Source organism: Variovorax robiniae (assembly GCF_037889955.1).
GTDB lineage: Bacteria > Pseudomonadota > Gammaproteobacteria > Burkholderiales > Burkholderiaceae_C > Variovorax > Variovorax robiniae.
In genome coordinates, this window is the sequence record NZ_JBBKZS010000006.1 from 105099 (window position 1) to 123715 (window position 18617).

An 18617-nucleotide genomic window follows, 5' to 3' on the forward strand; every position below is an offset into this window, starting at 1 on the left:
CAAGGCGTCAGACCGGTGACGCGCCACATCGGTCTTTCTGGCGAATAAATCACAGCCAGAGATTTCCCTTGTAACAACGGAAATTTCCCACCTGCTGATTGGAAATTCCGGCGGCTCGCAGTCGAAGGGCCTTGCATCCCGTTTGTGCACGGCGCGGTTGAATTGAGCCAACAAGTCCGACGGCGATTCATGCAAGGCGCTGGCGGTCTATTTCCTCTCCGAATCGAGAATTTCATGCTCAACCGTTCGCGTCGCCAATTCCCTTCTTCCGCACTGGCCGGCCCTCGCGCCAAGACACTTTCCACCCTGCGGCTCCAGGCCCTGGAACCCCGTGTCCTGCTGGACGCCGCTGCCGCCGCGACAGCCGCGACGATGGCCGAACAGGCCCAGCCCCACGCCGTGGCCGAGCCGAATGCCGCCGACGCCCAGTTGATGCAGGCGCTGGAGAAGGCGCAGGCGGCGCCGGTCGATGCCGGGCGCCCGGCCGACCGTGCGGCAGCGGCCACGGGCGCCAATGTCTTCTTCATCGATCGTTCGCTGCCTGACGTGCAGACGCTGGTGGCAGATCTGCCGGCCGGTGCGGAAGTGCATTTCATCGAGCCCGGCACGGACGGCGTCCATGCCATGGCCCAGGCGCTGCAAGGCCGCAGCGACATCGCATCGATCCAGATCGTCAGCCACGGCAGCGAAGGCGAGTTGCACCTGGGCAGCGCGACGCTCACCGCTGCCAGCATGCAGGGCCAGTACCACGACGACCTGGTCACCATCGGCCACGCGCTCTCGGCCACCGGCGACATCCGCATCTATGGCTGCGACTTCGGCGCCGGCGCAGACGGCCTGGCGGCGGCCCAGCTCCTGTCCGACCTCACGGGCGCCGACGTGGCCAGCTCCACCGACGACACCGGCGCGGCGGCCCTGGGCGCCGACTGGGTGCTCGAGCGCGAGGTGGGCACCGTGGAGGCGCAGACCTTCGTCGCGGCCGACTGGCAGCACGAGTTGGGCGACAACCCACCGACGCCGCAGATCACCAACTCGACCTTCGACACCACCGCCGGATGGACGAACAGCACGGGCTTCATCCAGAACGTGGGCTGGAACCCGGTCGGCGGCTACCTGATGATGGACGTGAACAACAAGCCCGCCAGCACGCTGACCTGGAACACCCCCATCAATGGCTGGAACGACGGTCCCGGCGCCAACGGGGCGGCGACGGTGGCCTTCGACTTCGCCTGGAACAACGGCTGGGGGACCAATCCCGCCACCAATCTCGCCGGCAACAAGTTCGACGTGATGGTGGGCGGCGTGCTGTATGCGCGGATCGAAACGGCCATCGGCGGCGCCGTCAACTCGCCGGGCGATGCGACGGTGACGTACTTCAACGGCGCCTCGGGCAATGTGGCGTCGATCGCGGCCGGGATCTACAAGTCCTGGACCTTCACCAACGTCGTCGTTTCATTGCCCAAGGGCATTGCGGACGGCAGCAAGCTGAGCATCGTCGGCAGCACCCAGGCCAGTTCGGACGACATGGCCGTTGACAACATCCAGGTCTACACGAGCCTTCCGCAGAACAGGCCGCCGGTCGCGGCCGACGACACGGGCACCGTTGCCGAGGACGAGTCGCTCGTGGTGCCGATGGAGTCCGGCCTGCTGTCGAACGACAAGGATCCCGACGGCAACACCTTGACCATCACCAGCTACACGGTGCCAGGCATTGCCGATCCCATCGCTGCGGGCAACCCGGCGGAAATCCCCGGCGTCGGCACGCTGACAATCCACGCCGACGGCAGCTACTCCTTCACGCCGTTGAAGAACTACCACGGCGACGTGCCGGTGGCGACCTACACGGTGACGGACGGCGAGGCCTCGACGACCGCGACCCTGAGCCTGACCGTGACCCCGGTCAATCATCCGCCGGTGGCGGTGGGCGAGCTCTACTTCACCGAGGAGGACAAGCCGCTCGCGATCAACCTGCTGGCGAACGACACCGACCCGGATGGCGACGCGCTGACGATCCAGTCGATCAACGGCATGACGCTGACCCCGGGCACCGCGCAATCCATCGATGTGCCCAATGGCAAGGTGGACGTGGCGGCCGACGGCTCCATGATCTTCACGCCGGCGCCCAACTTCAGCGGCACTTACACCAGCTTCGACTATGTCGTGGCCGACCCCTCGGGCGCCACGGCCACGGCCACGGCGCGGGTCGGGGTCAAGCCCGTCAACGATCCGCCGGTGGCCGTGGACGACAACTTCACCACCCCGCAAGGCACCGCGGTCCCGCTGGATCTCATCGGCAACGACACCGATGTGGACCGCGGCGACAAGCTGCGCCTTGCGTCCATCAACGGCACGCCCATCACTCCGGGTACGGCACAGGCGATCCCGGTGCCCAACGGCACGGTGAACGTGGCGGCCGACGGCACCCTGAGCTTCATGCCAACGCCCGGCTTCAGCGGCCCCGTCACCTTCGACTACGTCGTCTCCGACGATGTCAATGCCACGGACACGGGCACGGTGCACATCGACGTCACCGCGACGAACCATCCGCCGGTGGCTGTGGACGACAGCTTCGTCGTGGACGAGGACAAGTCGGTCGCGCTGGACCTCGTCGGCAACGACACCGACGTCGACGGCGGCGCGCTGCATGTGGCCTCCATCAACGGCGTGGAGCTCATGCCCGGTACCGCGCAAAGCATCGACGTGCCGAACGGCAAGGTCACGGTGGCGGCCGACGGCACCCTCACTTTCGTGCCGAACCCCAACTACAACGGCAAGGTCGAGTTCGACTATGTCGTGGCCGATGCCGCGGATGCCCGCGACACGGGTCACGTGACCATCACCGTCAATCCCGTGGCCGACCGCGTCAACGTCGGCGGCCTCAAGGACGGCGTCGTCGCCGGCACGGATGCGCAGGTGAGCGAGAGCGGCCTGCCGGGCGGCACCGATGCGGGCGGCCCCGAAAGCACGACCGGCGGCACCTTCACGATCGGCCCGGTGGAAAACCTGGTCGACTTCACGCTCGGCAAGGGAACGCTCTTCACGCGCGCCCAGCTCGAGGCAGCCACGCCGGACGCGCCGCTCGTGTCGAACGGCAACTACGGCCAGTTGCGCGTCACCGGCTACGACGCAGCCACGGGCACGGTCAGCTACACCTATACCTTGACCAAGCCGGCCGACCAGAGCCAGTACGTCATCAACGACTCGTTCCGCATCGACGTCACCAACATCGATCGCATCCAATACGAGAAGACCTCCTACCTGCTGATCAACATCGTGGACGACGCGCCGAAGGCCAGCGACGACGTGGACTCCGTGGACATCCACGACGCCATGGTCAGCGGCAACGTCACGTCGAACGACAAGCTCGGCGCGGACGGCAAGGCCGCCAACGGCCCGGTCACCGGCGTGGCAGCAGGTGCGGGCGCGCCGGTGGGCGGCGTGGGCACGCCAGTGGCGGGCAGCTACGGTTCGCTCGTGCTGAATGCCGATGGCACCTACTCGTACACGGTGGACAGCCTCAACCCGAGCGTGGCAGCACTGCAAGCCGGCCAGACCCTGACGGAGACCTTCACCTACCAGATCACCGACGGCGATGGCGACAACGCGACGGCCACTTTGACCATCGTGCTCCAGAACAACCAGGTCATCCAGCCGGTGCCGCCGGAAGTCTTCATCACCGGCCTGGACGATGGCCCGCGCACGGGCACCGACGCGCAGGTCCGCGAGGCCGGCCTGGCGACAGGCACCGACCCGGACGCCACGAGCGAAGTCGCCAGCGGCAGCTTCAACATGTCGCCGGGCTGGAACGTCGGCAGCATCAGCCTCAACGGCGGCGACCCCATCACGATCAACCAACTGATGGCGGCCACGCCTGCTGCGCCAATCACCATCGTGGGCGACTACGGGACGCTGTCGATCACCGGCTTCGACCCCAACAGTGGCACGGTCGACTATGTCTACACGCTGACGAAGCCGGCCGACCAGCACGCCGGCCCGGCGAGCGATGAATTCGTCATCGACATCACCAACAGCGCCGGCACCACGACGCACAACGCTGGCGTGCTGGCCGTCGACATCCTGGACGACAGCCCGGTCGCGAAGCCCGACACCGCCGATGTGAACGAGAACGCGGCGCCGGTGACCGGCAACGTCATCGGCAACGACACCTTCGGCGCGGACGGCAAGGCGCTCTCCGGCCCGGTGACGGGCGTGGCCGCGGGCCTCGCCACGGCGCCCGAGGGCAACGTGGGCAGCGGCGTGCCCGGAACCTACGGCACGCTCAAGCTCAACGCCGACGGCAGCTACAGCTATGCGGTGGACAACGCCAACCCGAAGGTCGATGCGCTCAAGCCCGGCCAGACGCTGACCGAAGTCTTCAGCTACAGCGTGAAGGATGGCGACGGCGACGCCGCGCAGGCCACGCTCACCATCACGATCCATGGCGCGAACGATGCGCCGGTGGCCGTGGACGACACGGCCGTCACGCAGGAAGGGAAGCCGGTTGCGCTGGACCTGATCGGCAACGATACGGATGTCGATGACGTCACGCTGCACATCGTGTCGATCAATGGCGAGCCTCTCACACCGGGCACGGCACAGGCGATTCCGGTGCCCAATGGCACGGTCAATGTCGCCGCCGACGGCACGATCAGCTTCATGCCGGCACCCGGCTACAACGGACCGGTCACCTTCGACTATGTGGTGGCCGATCCTTCGGGCGCCGAGGACACGGGCACGGTGAACATCACCGTCACGCCGGTGAATGATCCGCCGGTGGCGGTCGACGACACGGCCACCACGCCGGAAGGCAAGTCGGTCACGTTGAACCTGATCGGCAACGACACCGATGTCGATGACGTCACGCTGCACATCGTCTCGATCAACGGTGAGCCCCGCACGCCTGGCACGGCGCAGTCGATCCCGGTGCCCAATGGCACGGTGAATGTCGCCGCCGACGGCACGATCAGCTTCATGCCGGCACCCGGCTACAACGGACCGGTCACGTTCGACTACGTTGTGGCCGATCCTTCAGGCGCCACGGACACGGGCACGGTGAACATCACCGTCACGCCGGTGAATGATCCGCCGGTGGCGGTCGACGACACGGCCACCACGCCGGAAGGCAAGTCGGTCACGCTCAACCTGATCGGTAACGACACCGATGTCGATGACGTCACGCTGCACATCGTGTCGATCAATGGCGAGCCTCTCACACCGGGCACGGCACAGGCGATTCCGGTGCCCAATGGCACGGTCAATGTCGCCGCCGACGGCACGATCACCTTCATGCCGGCACCCGGCTACAACGGACCGGTCACCTTCGACTATGTGGTGGCCGATCCTTCGGGCGCCGAGGACACGGGCACGGTGAACATCACCGTCACGCCGGTGAATGATCCGCCGGTGGCCGTGGACGACAGCTTCACGACGCCGGAAGAAGAGTCCGTCGTTCTGAACCTGATCGGCAACGACACCGATGTCGATGACGTCACGCTGCACATCGTGTCGATCAATGGCGAGCCTCTCACACCTGGCACGGCGCAGTCGATCCCGGTGCCCAATGGCACGGTGAATGTCGCCGCCGACGGCACGATCAGCTTCATGCCCGCGCCCGACTACAACGGTCCGGTCGCCTTCGACTACGTGGTCGCCGATCCCTCGGGCGCCACGGACACGGGCACGGTGAACATCACGGTCACGCCGGTGAACGACCCGCCGGTAGCCGTGGACGACAGCTTCACGACGCCGGAAGACGAGTCCGTCGTTCTGAACCTGATCGGCAACGACACCGATGTCGATGACGTCGCGCTGCACATCGTCTCGATCAACGGTGAGACCCTCACCCCAGGCACGGCCCAGTCGATCCCGGTGCCCAACGGCACGGTGAATGTCGCCGCCGACGGCACCATCACCTTCATGCCCGCGCCCGACTACAACGGCCCGGTCAAGTTCGACTACGTGGTCGCCGACCCGTCGGGCGCAGAGGACACTGGCACGGTCAACATCACGGTCACGCCGGTGAACGACCCGCCGGTCATCAGCGTGCCGACCAAGCCCGCAGGCCCCGGCACGCCCGGCTACCCCGTCACCCCGGGCGAACCAGGCCAACCGGACGTTCCTGGCGAGCCGGGCCATCCGGTGACCCCGGGCGCTCCGGGCACGCCCAGCGATCCGGCCAAGACCGCAGTCTCCACGCCCGAGGACACCACCCTGGTGGTCAGCCCGAAGGACGGCCTGTTGTCCAACGTGACCGATGTCGATGGCGATCCGCTGGTCATCAAGGACTACACGGTGCCTGGCCTGCCCGGCCCGATCAAGGCTGGCGAGCCAGCGACCATCCCCGGCATCGGCACCGTCACCATCGACCCGGACGGTGGCTACAAATTCACCCCGGTGGTGGACTACCACGGCCCGGTGCCCGAGATCACCTACACGGTGGATGACGGGCATGGCGGCACGGCCGAAGGCAAGCTGGACATCGTCGTCACGCCGGTGAACGACGCGCCGGTGGCGATCGACGACAGCGTCACGACGCCCGAAGACAAGCCGGTCACACTGAACCTCATCGGCAACGACACCGATATGGACGGTGACACGCTGCACATCGTGTCGATCAACGGTGAGACCCTCACCCCGGGCACGGCCCAGTCGATCCCGGTGCCCAACGGCACGGTGAACGTGGCCGCCGACGGCACGATCAGCTTCATGCCGGCGCCCGACTACAACGGCCCGGTCAAGTTCGACTACGTGGTGGCCGACCCGTCGGGCGCCGAGGACACCGGCACGGTGAACATCACCGTCACGCCGGTGAACGACCCGCCGGTCATCAGCGTGCCGACCAAGCCTGCGGGCCCCGGCACGCCCGGCTACCCCGTCACCCCGGGCGAGCCGGGCCAATCGGACGTTCCTGGCGAGCCGGGCCATCCGGTGATCCCTGGCGCGCCGGGCACGCCCAGCGATCCGGCCAAGACGGCAGTCTCCACGCCCGAGGACACCACCCTGGTGGTCAGCCCGAAGGACGGCCTGCTGTCCAACGTGACTGATGTCGATGGCGATCCGCTGGTCATCAAGGACTACACGGTGCCGGGTCTTCCAGGTCCGATCAAGGCTGGCGAGCCAGCGACCATCCCCGGCATCGGCACCGTCACCATCGACCCGGACGGTGGCTACAAATTCACCCCGGTGGTGGACTACCACGGCCCGGTGCCCGAGATCACCTACACGGTGGATGACGGCCACGGCGGCACCGCCGAAGGCAAGCTGGACATCGTCGTCACGCCGGTGAACGACGCGCCGGTGGCCGTGGACGACCAGTTCACGACGCCCGAAGACGAGGCCGTCGTGCTGAACCTGATCGGCAACGACACCGATGTGGACGGTGACACGCTGCACATCGTCTCGATCAACGGTGAGACCCTCACGCCGGGTACGGCCCAGTCGATCCCTGTGCCCAACGGCACGGTCAACGTGGCCGCCGACGGCACGATCAGCTTCATGCCCGCGCCGGACTACAACGGCCCGGTCAAGTTCGACTACGTGGTCGCCGATCCTTCGGGCGCCACGGACACGGGCACGGTGAACATCACCGTCACGCCGGTGAATGATGCGCCGGTGATCAGCGTGCCGACCAAGCCCGCGGGCCCCGGCACGCCCGGCCATCCCGTTGACCCGGGCAATCCCGCCAAGCCCGGCCAGCCCGGCGAGGCGGTGGAAACCGCCATCTCCACGCCCGAGGACACCCCTCTGGTGGTCAGCCCGAAGGACGGCCTGCTGTCCAACGTGACCGACATCGATGGCGATCCGCTGGTCATCAAGGACTACACGGTGCCGGGGGTGCCTGGCCCGATCAAGGCCGGCGAGCCAGCGACCATCCCCGGCGTCGGCACCGTCACCATCGATCCGGACGGTGGCTACAAATTCACCCCGGTGGTCGACTACCACGGCCCGGTGCCCGAGATCACCTACACGGTGGACGACGGCCATGGCGGCACCGTCGAAGGCAAGCTGGACATCGTCGTCACCCCGGTGAACGACGCGCCGGTGGCGATCGACGACAACGTCACGACGCCGGAAGACAAGCCGGTCACGCTGAACCTGCTGGGCAACGACACCGATGTCGATGGCGACACGCTGCACATCGTCTCCATCAACGGCGTGGATCTCACGCCGGGCACGGCACAGTCGATCCCGGTACCGAACGGCACGGTCAACGTGGCCGCCGATGGCACGATCACCTTCATGCCGGCGCCCGACTACAACGGCCCGGTCAGCTTCGACTACGAGATCGCCGACCCCTCGGGCGCGAGGGACACGGGCACGGTCAACATCACCGTCACACCGGTGAACGATCCCCCGGTCGTGCAGGACGAGACCGTGCAGGTCATCGACGGCCACCCGGTCCATGCGGGCCCCAAGGACGGCCTGCTGCCCAACGACCGCGATCCGGAAGGTGACCCGCTCACCGTCAAGGACATCACCGTGGACGGCCTGCCCGGTCCGATCAAGACCGGCACGCCGGTGCAGATCCCCGGCAAGGGCGTGCTGCTGGTGAACGAGGACGGCAGCTACAGCTTCACGCCGGAGCGTGGCTACACCGGCGACGTGAAGGTGCACTACACCGTCAGCGACGGCCATGGCGGGCTGACCCCCGGCCTGCTCACGTTGCAGGTGAAGGGCGACCTGTACCGCGGCGACTACCCCTTCGTCTTCGAGCCCTCGGACTCGCTGTTCGAACACCGCGGGACCGACAAGCGGATCACGGCGGAAGGCGCGGTGCTGGACGCGGTGAATGGCATCGATTCGCTCAATGGCACGCAGATGCTCGACGCGAATGGCGCGGTGCTCCAGGCGGTCAATGGCGTGCAGACATTGCATGGCAGTTCGCTGGAAAGCTCTGGCCGCTCGCTGGGCACGGACACGGGCAGCAACGTGGTGTCCCGCGTGGCCGCCGACAACCGCCTGCGCGAGCAGTTCGGCCGCTTCGAGAACGCGCTGCCGGAGGAAGAGGGCGAGGGCGAGCAGGCGCAAGGTCTCGGGACCTGCAAGCTGGCGCCCTCGCGCCCGCCAGTGGCCGAGGACGTTCCACGCGCCAACGACAAGCCGAACAAGCCGACGGTCCAGAAGGACATGAAGGCGCGCATCGTGGTCAAGGCCCAGGTCCACCACGACGCCACCAAGGGCAAGGGCACCAAGCCCCTGGCCAAGCGGCCGGTGAGCTTTGCGAAGCAACTCGCGAAGGCCAGCCGCAGTCCATCGGCGGACCAGCAGGGATTGATGAAGGCGCTGGGGGGCGGTTGCTGAACCAGGCTGGACCTGAACCGGAGCGTCCCGGTTCCGGCCCCGCAAGAACGCGGCGCCAGAACCGGGAATGCGGGAATGCGGGAATGCGCGCAAGTACAGGCTTTGTCCGCCGCCGTATTCGCCGCTGCCCCCGCAAGTCTTGCAAGTCCGGATCGGGATCGCGCCGATTCATCGCGGTGTTGCTGACCGGGCGAATTCCGGCTGCTGATGCGAAATATCGGTGTCGCCTTCGGAATGGTCTTGCAGACCCCGATTTTCATGGCTCCTAACATTGCGATCAATCCATTATTTCGTTCGCCTGGGGCGGTTTTGAGGCCCGTGCGACATGTTTTATTTGTCGAGGTGTCATCTCGAAAGTAATTGATCAATATCTTCGAATGGCCCATTTCAGCGAAATCGGCATTCATTCATCAACGATTTGAAGACTGGCACAAGCCACTTATTAAATGAAGCGACGCGCAGGTGCGCGTCACCGCAACACGAAATTCCAGGTGAACATGAAACAAGCCCATTCCCTCAAGCCCGCCCAGTGGATCCTCAAGGGCCCTGCGGCCGCCGCGCTGGTGGCGATCGCCCTGACGGGTTGCGCGGTCTCGCCCCAGCCCTTCGAGGCGCAGCAGAACAAGGACCGCGCCACCGACCTGATCCAGCGCGTGGCCGCCGACCAGGAGCCCGTTTCTGGCCCGATCGACCTGTACGAAGCCATGGCGCGCGCCATCAAGTACAACCTCGACTCGCGTGTCGAACTCATGTCGCTGGCGCTGTCCAAGCGCGACCTGGACCTGAAGAGCTACGACATGCTGCCCAAGCTGGTCGCCACCATGGACTACGCCGGGCGCGACAACGACTCGGGTGGCGTGAGCCGCTCCATCACCACCGGGCGCGTCTCGCTGGAGCCTTCGACTTCTTCCGACCGCAACGTGCTGGCCAGCGACCTCACGCTGAGCTGGGACGTGCTGGACTTCGGCCTCTCGTACGTGCGCGCCAAGCAGGCCGCAGACGAAGTCAACATCGCCGAGGAGCGCAAGCGCAAGGTCGTCAACCGCATCATCGAGGACGTGCGCACCGCCTACTGGCGTGCGGTCTCGGCCGAGCGCCTGCTGGGCAAGATCAACGAACTCGAAGCCGTCACCAGGACCGCACTCGAACAAGCCGAGAAGCAGGAAAAGGCCGGTCTCTCTGCCCCGCTGGCGCCGCTGACCTATCAACGCGAACTGCTGAGCATCCGCCGCGAAGCACAGAGCCTGGGCCGTGAACTGAGCGTGGCCAAGCAGCAACTCGCTGCCCTCATGAACCTGCCGGCCGACACCCCATACAAGGTCGCCATGCCCACGCGCAACATGCAGTGGAAGCCCTTCAGCCTGCCGGGCAAGGACATGCTGCAGACGGCCATCGAGAACCGTCCGGAGCTGCGTGAAGTGGCCTATCAACTGCGCAACAACGACCGGGAAGAAACCGCAGCGTACCTGCGCGCACTGCCCAGCCTGCGCATCTTCGCGGGTCTGGACAACAGCAGCAACAGCTTCCTCTACAACGCCAACTGGCTGGGCTTCGGCGCCCGGGCGAGCTGGAACCTGCTGAACGTGTTCAGCCTGCCGGCCGCGCAAGCCAAGGTGAAGGCGCAAGGCCAGTTGCTGGACCAGCGAGCCCTCGCCCTGACGATGGCTGTCGGCACGCAGGTGGAAGTGGCGCGCGCGCGCTACGAGTTCCGCGTGCGTGAACTGGACACGGCGGGCAACTATTTCAAGGTGCAAGAAAAGATCGAGAAGCAGATCGATGCGGGCTTCAAGAGCGACAAGCTCAGCCGCCAGACGCTGATCCGCGAGCAGATGAACACGCTCGTCTCGGAGGTGCGCTACGACCTGGCGCTGGCCGACCTGCAGAACGCGTATGCCAACGTGTACTCCTCGCTGGGCATCGACCCGGTGGAGAAGGACATGAGCAGCGCCCAACCCGTCAATGAACTGGCCGGCAAGCTGCGCGGCATGTGGGCCAAGCGGCAGGATGCCGTGGCCATGGCGTCCAGGGGCTGAGCCCCGAGGGTCGGGCTGCGCCCGGCCCGACCCCCGAGCGGACTTGGTCGAGACAGATCCATATCGACTGGAGAGCACCAGGGCTGGCCCCGGGCCCTTCCATCCAGGGGGCAAGTCGGTCGCAAGCCGAGCGACTTGAGAGCCCCGGGCCCTGTTTGGGCTCGGTCCGCCCCAGCCTTCGCTGGCCGGCGCACCCGCTCTGGTGCGCCTGACGGCCTTCGCACCTGCTGCGGGGCGCCACCCCGCATCCGCGGATCTTTTTTTGACCTCTCGGCGCCGCCAGGACGCGGTGTGTGGTCCGGGCACTTCTCCGCCGGCCATCCCAGCCCGGCAATCGCCTCCCTTCGCATGCCACGGGCCGGCATGCGATTGCATTGCGTCGCCCTTGGCGCGCGCATGGCGGTTTGCAGCCCCATCGCCGCAAACGGCCCGCCGAGCCCCCGATTTACTTCCCGTCCGAATATTCCTCACGCCCAATCAGAAATGTCAGCGGCGCCGTGGGAATGAACTCGCAGACCGGAATTGCCTCGACTTTTAACATTGAACCCGGTCAATAGCTCCCAGCGTGCCGAAGCGCTGGAACCCGCAAATGACCGGCAATTCAGGACTTCGTCGAGCAGTGTTCCCCGAATGAAAACGATGTCTCCGAATAGCTCTTGCAGCGACCAGTTGCTGCCTTCGGGTCGAATTTAATTGGCCGTGAATTGAAGATCCATTCAATCCGCGTCCTTGAAAAAACGGCAGATGTTGATTGATTCGAGTAACGCGCAATTGCGCCACGGCAAACACGGAGTTCCAGACGATATGAAACAAGCCCATTCCCTCAAGCCCGCCCAGTGGATCCTCAAGGGCCCGGCGGCCGCCGCGCTGCTGGCGATCGCCCTGACCGGTTGCGCGGTCTCGCCCCAGCCCTTCGAGGCGCAGCAGAACAAGGACCGCGCCACCGACCTGATCCAGCGCGTGGCCGCCGACCAGGAGCCCGTTTCTGGCCCGATCGACCTGTACGAAGCCATGGCGCGCGCCATCAAGTACAACCTCGACTCGCGTGTCGAACTCATGTCGCTGGCGCTGTCCAAGCGTGACCTGGACCTCAAGAGCTACGACATGCTGCCCAAGCTGGTCGCCACCATGGACTACGCCGGGCGCGACAACGACTCGGGTGGCGTGAGCCGCTCCATCACCACCGGCCGCGTCTCGCTGGAGCCCTCGACTTCTTCCGACCGCAACGTATTGGCCAGCGACCTGACCATGAGCTGGGACGTGCTGGACTTCGGCCTCTCGTACGTGCGCGCCAAGCAGGCCGCAGACGAAGTCAACATCGCCGAAGAGCGCAAGCGCAAGGTCGTCAACCGCATCATCGAGGACGTGCGCACCGCCTACTGGCGTGCCGTCTCGGCCGAGCGCCTGCTGGGCAAGATCAACGAACTCGAAGTCGTCACGAAGACAGCGCTGGAGCAGGCCGAGAAGCAGGAAAAGGCCGGCCTGTCCGCTCCGCTGGCGCCGCTGACCTACCAGCGCGAACTGCTGAGCATCCGCCGCGAAGCGCAAAGCCTGGGCCGTGAACTGAGCGTGGCCAAGCAGCAACTCGCCGCTCTCATGAACCTGCCGGCCGACACCCAATACAAGGTCGCCATGCCCACGCGCAACATGCAGTGGAAGCCCTTCAGCCTGCCGGGCAAGGACATGCTGCAGACGGCCATCGAGAACCGTCCGGAGCTGCGTGAAGTGGCCTATCAACTGCGCAACAACGACCGGGAAGAAACCGCAGCGTACCTGCGTGCACTGCCCAGCCTGCGCATCTTCGCGGGCCTGGACAACAGCAGCAACAGCTTCCTCTACAACGCCAACTGGCTGGGCTTCGGCGCCCGGGCGAGCTGGAACCTACTGAACGTGTTCAGCCTGCCGGCCGCGCAAGCCAAGGTGAAGGCGCAAGGCCAGTTGCTGGACCAGCGAGCCCTCGCCCTGACGATGGCTGTCGGCACGCAGGTGGAAGTGGCGCGCGCGCGCTACGAGTTCCGCGTGCGTGAACTGGACACGGCGGGCAACTATTTCAAGGTGCAAGAAAAGATCGAGAAGCAGATCGATGCGGGCTTCAAGAGCGACAAGCTCAGCCGCCAGACGCTGATCCGCGAGCAGATGAACACGCTCGTCTCGGAGGTGCGCTACGACCTGGCGCTGGCCGACCTGCAGAACGCGTATGCCAACGTGTACTCCTCGCTGGGCATCGACCCGGTGGAGAAGGACATGAGCAGCGCCCAACCCGTCAACGAACTGGCCGGCCAGCTGCGCGGCATGTGGGCCAAGCGCCTCGATCCCGTCGCAGCCGCCGCAGCGACTTCCTCCAATTCCTGAACCTTAGAAACGAGTACACGCCATGTCCCACTTCCCCTCCCAAGTCGGCTCCTTCAAGCGCGCTGGTCGCCTCAGCCTCCTTTGCCTGGCCCTTGCCGCACCTTTCGCGATGGCCCAGACCGCTCCCGGCGCCGATGCCGGTGTTGCACGCGGCGTGCTGCGTGCGCAGCAGGAAGCCGTGCTGTCCTCCAGCGTTTCCGAGCGCATCACGAGCATGCCTTTCCGCGAAGGCGACCACTTCCCCAAGGGCGCCGTGCTGGTCGGCTTCGACTGCGCCCGCCTCGGTGCTGAACTCGCCGCGGCACGCGCCGGCCAGAAGGCCGAGGCGCGCAATGCCGAAGTGCAGGCCGCCCTGCTCGGCATGGAAGCCACCGGCCGCGCCGAAGCCGAGATCGCCGGCCTGAAGCAGAAAGAGCGCGAAGCGCAATCGCAAGTGATCCAGGAACGCATGTCGGGCTGCCGCATCGTGGCGCCCTTTGCCGGTCGCGTCGTCGAAACGATGACCCGCGTGCATGAATCGCCGCAGGCCAACGAGAAGCTGATGCGCGTCGTGAGCGACGGTCCGGTGGAACTGCACATGGTCGTGCCGTCGAAGTGGCTGTCCTGGCTCAAGGCCGGCTCCGACTTCGACTTCAGGGTCGATGAGACCGGTGACGTGTTGAAGGCCAAGGTGCAACGCATCTCGGGCGGCGTGGATGCGGTGAGCCAGACGGTCAAGGTGATTGCCGCGGTGCCGAAGGTGCCATCGCAAGTCCTGCCCGGCATGAGCGGCCGCGCGACCCTCGGCGGCGCGGCGCCTGTGGCTGCCATGCCGGCCGCGCCGGTTGCCGCCGTGTCAGCCGCGCCTGTCGCTTCCAGCGCCACGGCTGCGGCGCCTGCGGTCGCCATGTCCAACGGCGCGAAGGCCACCTCCGTCGCGCAATCCACGGCAGCGGCTCGCGCCCGCTGAAGACGTCATGACGAACGCCCAGAAGATCGAGCCGGCCATGGTCGGCGAGACAGCCAAGCCCTTGCTGCGTCCCCGCCTCGTCGCCCGTGACAGCCGTGTCGCGGCATCGCAACCGGCTTCACAACAGCCCGCCGCCGCGGCCAGGCCGGTCGCGGAAGCGCCCAAGGTCGTCGCGGGCACAGTCGCGGCGGCCAATGCCAATGCCGCGATGAGCCCCAGCATCGCCCACCTGATCCGCATCGAGGGTGAACTGCGCCGCATCGCCACGCGTGAAGCCCTGTGGCAGCACCTGGCCAACGAAGCCGTGGCGCTGCTGCCCTTCGGCCAGGCGCTGGTGCTCGAATCGCGCGAGTCGCTCGCGAAGGTCGCCAGGTCGAAGTACCTGGAAAAATTCAAGGCACAAGCCCCGGCGTCGGAATCCGATGCGACCGCATGGTCCGTCGCCGCCGTCTCCGGCCTGGCCAAGGTCAACCGCGACGCGCCCATGCTGCGCTGGTACGAGAACCTGACCGCCACGCTGTGGCGCCAGGGTGAAGTCGCGCGCAAGCCGCACATCTTCAGCCTGCCGTCGTATGCCGATCCGGCCGACCCCTGCACCGAGGAAGCGCCCCTGCGCCACATGCTGTGGGTGCCTCTGGTCGACGGCGAGCAAGCCATCCGGGCCGGCTGGCTGCTGGCCCGCGACACCGAATGGGAAGAGTCGCACCAGAAACTGGCCGAGCGCCTGGCGCAGGCCTATGCGCATGGCGCGAGCGCCATCGCCGGTCGCGCCAAGCCCGTGCGCAACTGGCGCCAGCACTACCGCAAGGCGGCGATCGGCTCGGCCGTGGCCGCGCTGCTGCTGGCCTTCGTGCCGGTGCCGCTGACGACGTTGGCGCCGGTCGAAGTCACGCCGCAGGACCCCTTCGTCGTGGCCGCACCGGTGGCCGGCGTGGTCGAGCGCATCCTGGTCGCCCCCGGCGCCCAGGTGAAGGAAGGCACGCCGCTGGTGCAACTCGTGGACACCACGCTGCGCAGCGAATTCGATGTCGCCACGCAGAAGCTCGAAGTGGCGCGCGCCAAGATGCTGCGCTTCCAGCAAGCCGCGGTGGACGACCAGAGCGCCAAGCGCGAACTCGCGGTGGCCCAGAGCGAAGAATCCGTGGCCAGCGCCGAACTCGAATTCGCCCGCGCCCAGTTCGACAAGTCGATCATCAAGGCCAAGGAAGCCGGCGTCGCCCTCTATGGCGATCCGCGCGACTGGGTCGGCCGTCCGGTGGCCGTGGGCGAGGCCATCATGCGCGTCGCCAATCCGAAGGAGGTCGAGTTCCAGATCAAGATGCCGGTGGCCGATGCGGTCAACCTGCGCGATGGCGCCGAAGCCAAGGTCTTCCTCGATGCGGCACCGCTGTCGCCTATCAAGGCCACCGTGGTCCGCGCCGCCTACAAGGCCGAGGCCGATGCGGCCGGCGTGGCCAGCTTCACGGTCACGGCCCGCGCCGACGACCTCAAGGCACCGGCCGAGCGCCTGGGCCTGCGCGGCACGGCCCGCGTCTATGGCGAGCCCGTCTCGCTGTTCTATTACCTGATGCGGCGTCCCTTGACGGCACTGCGTCAATGGACAGGAGTCTGATGCCATGGAACAAGCAACCGTCCTCCCCGGTCTGCAAGCCGCTGCGCAGAAGCCCAAGTTCGACGACCAGATGCTGCCGCCGCTGCGGCAGGACCTGCGCCTGATCGAAGGCGGCGCCGGCGGCGCCAAGGCCGGCCATGAAGGCCAGTGGAAGATCCACGATCCGATGGCCCAGCGCTTCTTCGAGATCGAGCGCGATGCGGTCGACCTGCTGTCCTGCTGGGACGCGGGCAGCGTCGGCGCGATGCGTGCCCAGGTGGTGGCCAACACGGGCCGCGAAGTCTCCGACGAGTCGATCGCCGCGCTGCTGGAATTCCTGCAACGCCACGAGTTGGTGCGCCCCGCGCCGCAACAGACCTTTGCACGCGTGCGCCGCCAGGTCGAGGGCGCGAAGCGCTCCTTCGGCAACAAGCTGCTGCACAGCTACCTGTTCTTCAAGGTACCGCTGGCCCGCCCCGACGCCTTCCTGCGCAAGACCCAGCATCTGGTGGGCATGTGCTTCCAGCCCGTGTTCTGGTACGTGCTGGCCGGGCTGGGTCTTTTCAGCCTCTATCTGGTCTCGCGCCAGTGGGACACCTTCCTGCACACCTTCCCCGACATGTTCTCGGTGGCCGGCGTGGCCACCTTCGGCATCAGCCTGGCGGTGGTCAAGACGCTGCATGAACTGGGGCACGGCTATGCGACCGTGCGCATGGGTTCGCGCGTCACGACCATGGGCGTGGCCTTCGTCGTGATGACGCCCATCCTCTACACCGACACCACCGATGCCTGGCGCCTGCCGGACCGTCGGCAGCGCGTGTTCATCGATGCCGCCGGCATGGCGGTGGAACTGATCATCGCCGTCATCGCCACCTACATCTGGATCTTCACGCCCGAAGGCGCGCTGCGCCATGCCGTGTTCGCACTGGCGACGACCAGCTGGGTCATGAGCATCGCGGTCAACTGCAACCCGCTGATGCGCTTCGACGGCTACTACCTGTTCAGCGACCTGATCGGCGAGCCGAACCTGCAGGAGCGTTCCTTCGCGATGGGCCGCTGGTTCCTGCGCGAGCAGCTCTTCGGCTACGGCGACGAGCAACCCGAGCCGGCGGAAGGCCGCCAACGGCTGCTGCTGATCGGCTTTGCCTACGCCACCTGGGTCTACCGCTTCTTCCTGTTCATGGGGATCGCGTTCCTGGTCTATCACTTCTTCTTCAAGGTGCTCGGCATCTTCATGTTCGCGGTGGAAATGGGCTGGTTCATCGTGATGCCGATCTGGCGTGAAGTGAAGGTGTGGCTCAAGCGCCGCGAGGAGACGGGTGCGCGCGTGCGTGTCACCGCGGTGGTCACGCTGGCCCTGGTGTTTGCCTTCCTGGTGCCGTTCCCGTACATGGTGCGCATCCCCGCTGTGCTGACGGCCGCCGAGCAGGCGCCTTCCTTCGCACCGCGTCCGGCGCGCATCGAGCAGATCCTGGTGAAGACCGGCGATCCGGTGAAGGCCGGGCAGGTGATGATGAAGCTCTCCGCGCCCGAGATCGAGCAACAGTTGCAAGCCGCCTTCGACCGCGCAGCGCTGCTGGAAGAACGCATGGGCCGCCGTGCCGCCGACTCGCGCGACCTCTCCGACAGCCTGGTGCTGGTGCGTGAACTGCGCCTGGAGCGCGACCGCATCGAAGGCCTGCAACGCGAGAAGGCACGCCTGGTCGTGCAGGCGCCGATGGACGGCGTCGTGATGGAGATCGCACCGGAACTGCATTCGGGCCGCTGGATCAACGCGACGACCATGCTCGTGCTGGTCGGCAAGCCCGGCACGCTGGAAGCACGCGGCTACATCGACTCGGAAGACCTGGAGCGCATCCACGAAGGCGACAAGGGCAGCTTCGTCGACGAGCACCATGTGGCCGCTTCGCGCGACATCGAGATCAAGCGCATCGGCGCCGCGGCCTCGGACACGCTGGACAACTGGTTGCTGGCCTCCACCTTCGGCGGCCCGGTCGATGCGCGCGCCGAAGGCAAGAAGGCGCGGCCGGAGCATGCGATGTTCGAGATCGCCGCCTCGGCGAGCAGCCCGGAAGGCGCGGCGCCGCGCACCGAGCTGCGGGGCGAGATGCATGTGCGCGGCGACTTCCAGAGCATGGCTTGGCGCGTGTTCAAGCGCGTGACCCATGTGCTGGTTCGAGAAGGCGCGGCGTAAGGCGCCCCGGTCCTCGGATACGACAACGGCCACCTCTCGAGGTGGCCTTTTTCATTGGCGCATTCGAAAGGCTTTTCCTCCATGCGTGGGAAATTCAGGCCCGAACGTGCCCCGACTCGGAAATTTCCCATGCCGGAGCGGGACGTCTCGCGAAGCCAATCATTGCTCGCTTCGGTATATTCAGGGTTAACCCTTAAA

The 18617-nt window shown here is 66.4% G+C and carries 6 protein-coding genes; all 6 read left to right on the top strand.

What is annotated here, in order from left to right; genetic code table 11:
• Positions 1 to 234 precede the first annotated feature (234 nt).
• The 6 genes from WKW79_RS15930 (at position 235) to WKW79_RS15955 (ending at position 18419) form a co-directional block, all read left to right on the top strand.
• On the top strand, positions 235 to 9300 hold the full coding sequence (locus tag WKW79_RS15930; RefSeq protein ID WP_340336146.1) for an Ig-like domain-containing protein: 9066 nt from the start codon (positions 235 to 237) through the stop codon (positions 9298 to 9300).
• A gap of 497 nt (positions 9301 to 9797) precedes the next feature.
• Positions 9798 to 11333 (top strand): TolC family protein, encoded by a 1536-nt coding sequence (locus WKW79_RS15935; protein ID WP_340336147.1) that lies wholly within the window; start codon positions 9798 to 9800, stop codon positions 11331 to 11333.
• Between the two features lie 804 nt (positions 11334 to 12137).
• A complete protein-coding gene (locus tag WKW79_RS15940) occupies positions 12138 to 13685 on the top strand; it encodes a TolC family protein (RefSeq protein ID WP_340336148.1) in 1548 nt (515 codons plus the stop codon).
• Positions 13686 to 13707: 22 nt separating this feature from the next.
• Complete coding sequence (locus WKW79_RS15945) at positions 13708 to 14634, top strand: efflux RND transporter periplasmic adaptor subunit (RefSeq protein WP_340336149.1); 927 nt, start codon at positions 13708 to 13710, stop codon at positions 14632 to 14634.
• A 7-nt stretch (positions 14635 to 14641) separates the two neighbouring features.
• Positions 14642 to 16246: an efflux RND transporter periplasmic adaptor subunit gene (locus tag WKW79_RS15950; RefSeq protein WP_340336150.1), complete on the top strand. Its 1605-nt coding sequence runs from the start codon at positions 14642 to 14644 to the stop codon at positions 16244 to 16246.
• A gap of 4 nt (positions 16247 to 16250) precedes the next feature.
• A complete protein-coding gene (locus WKW79_RS15955) occupies positions 16251 to 18419 on the top strand; it encodes a site-2 protease family protein (RefSeq protein ID WP_340336151.1) in 2169 nt (722 codons plus the stop codon).
• Positions 18420 to 18617: the final 198 nt, after the last annotated feature.

What these genes read in the sequence shown, in the direction of transcription:
- WKW79_RS15930 (WP_340336146.1), top strand. Translation starts at nt 235, where the DNA reads ATGCTCAACCGTTCGCGTCGCCAATTCCCTTCTTCCGCACTGGCCGGC.
- WKW79_RS15935 (WP_340336147.1), top strand. Translation starts at nt 9,798, where the DNA reads ATGAAACAAGCCCATTCCCTCAAGCCCGCCCAGTGGATCCTCAAGGGC.
- WKW79_RS15940 (WP_340336148.1), top strand. Translation starts at nt 12,138, where the DNA reads ATGAAACAAGCCCATTCCCTCAAGCCCGCCCAGTGGATCCTCAAGGGC.
- WKW79_RS15945 (WP_340336149.1), top strand. Translation starts at nt 13,708, where the DNA reads ATGTCCCACTTCCCCTCCCAAGTCGGCTCCTTCAAGCGCGCTGGTCGC.
- WKW79_RS15950 (WP_340336150.1), top strand. Translation starts at nt 14,642, where the DNA reads ATGACGAACGCCCAGAAGATCGAGCCGGCCATGGTCGGCGAGACAGCC.
- WKW79_RS15955 (WP_340336151.1), top strand. Translation starts at nt 16,251, where the DNA reads ATGGAACAAGCAACCGTCCTCCCCGGTCTGCAAGCCGCTGCGCAGAAG.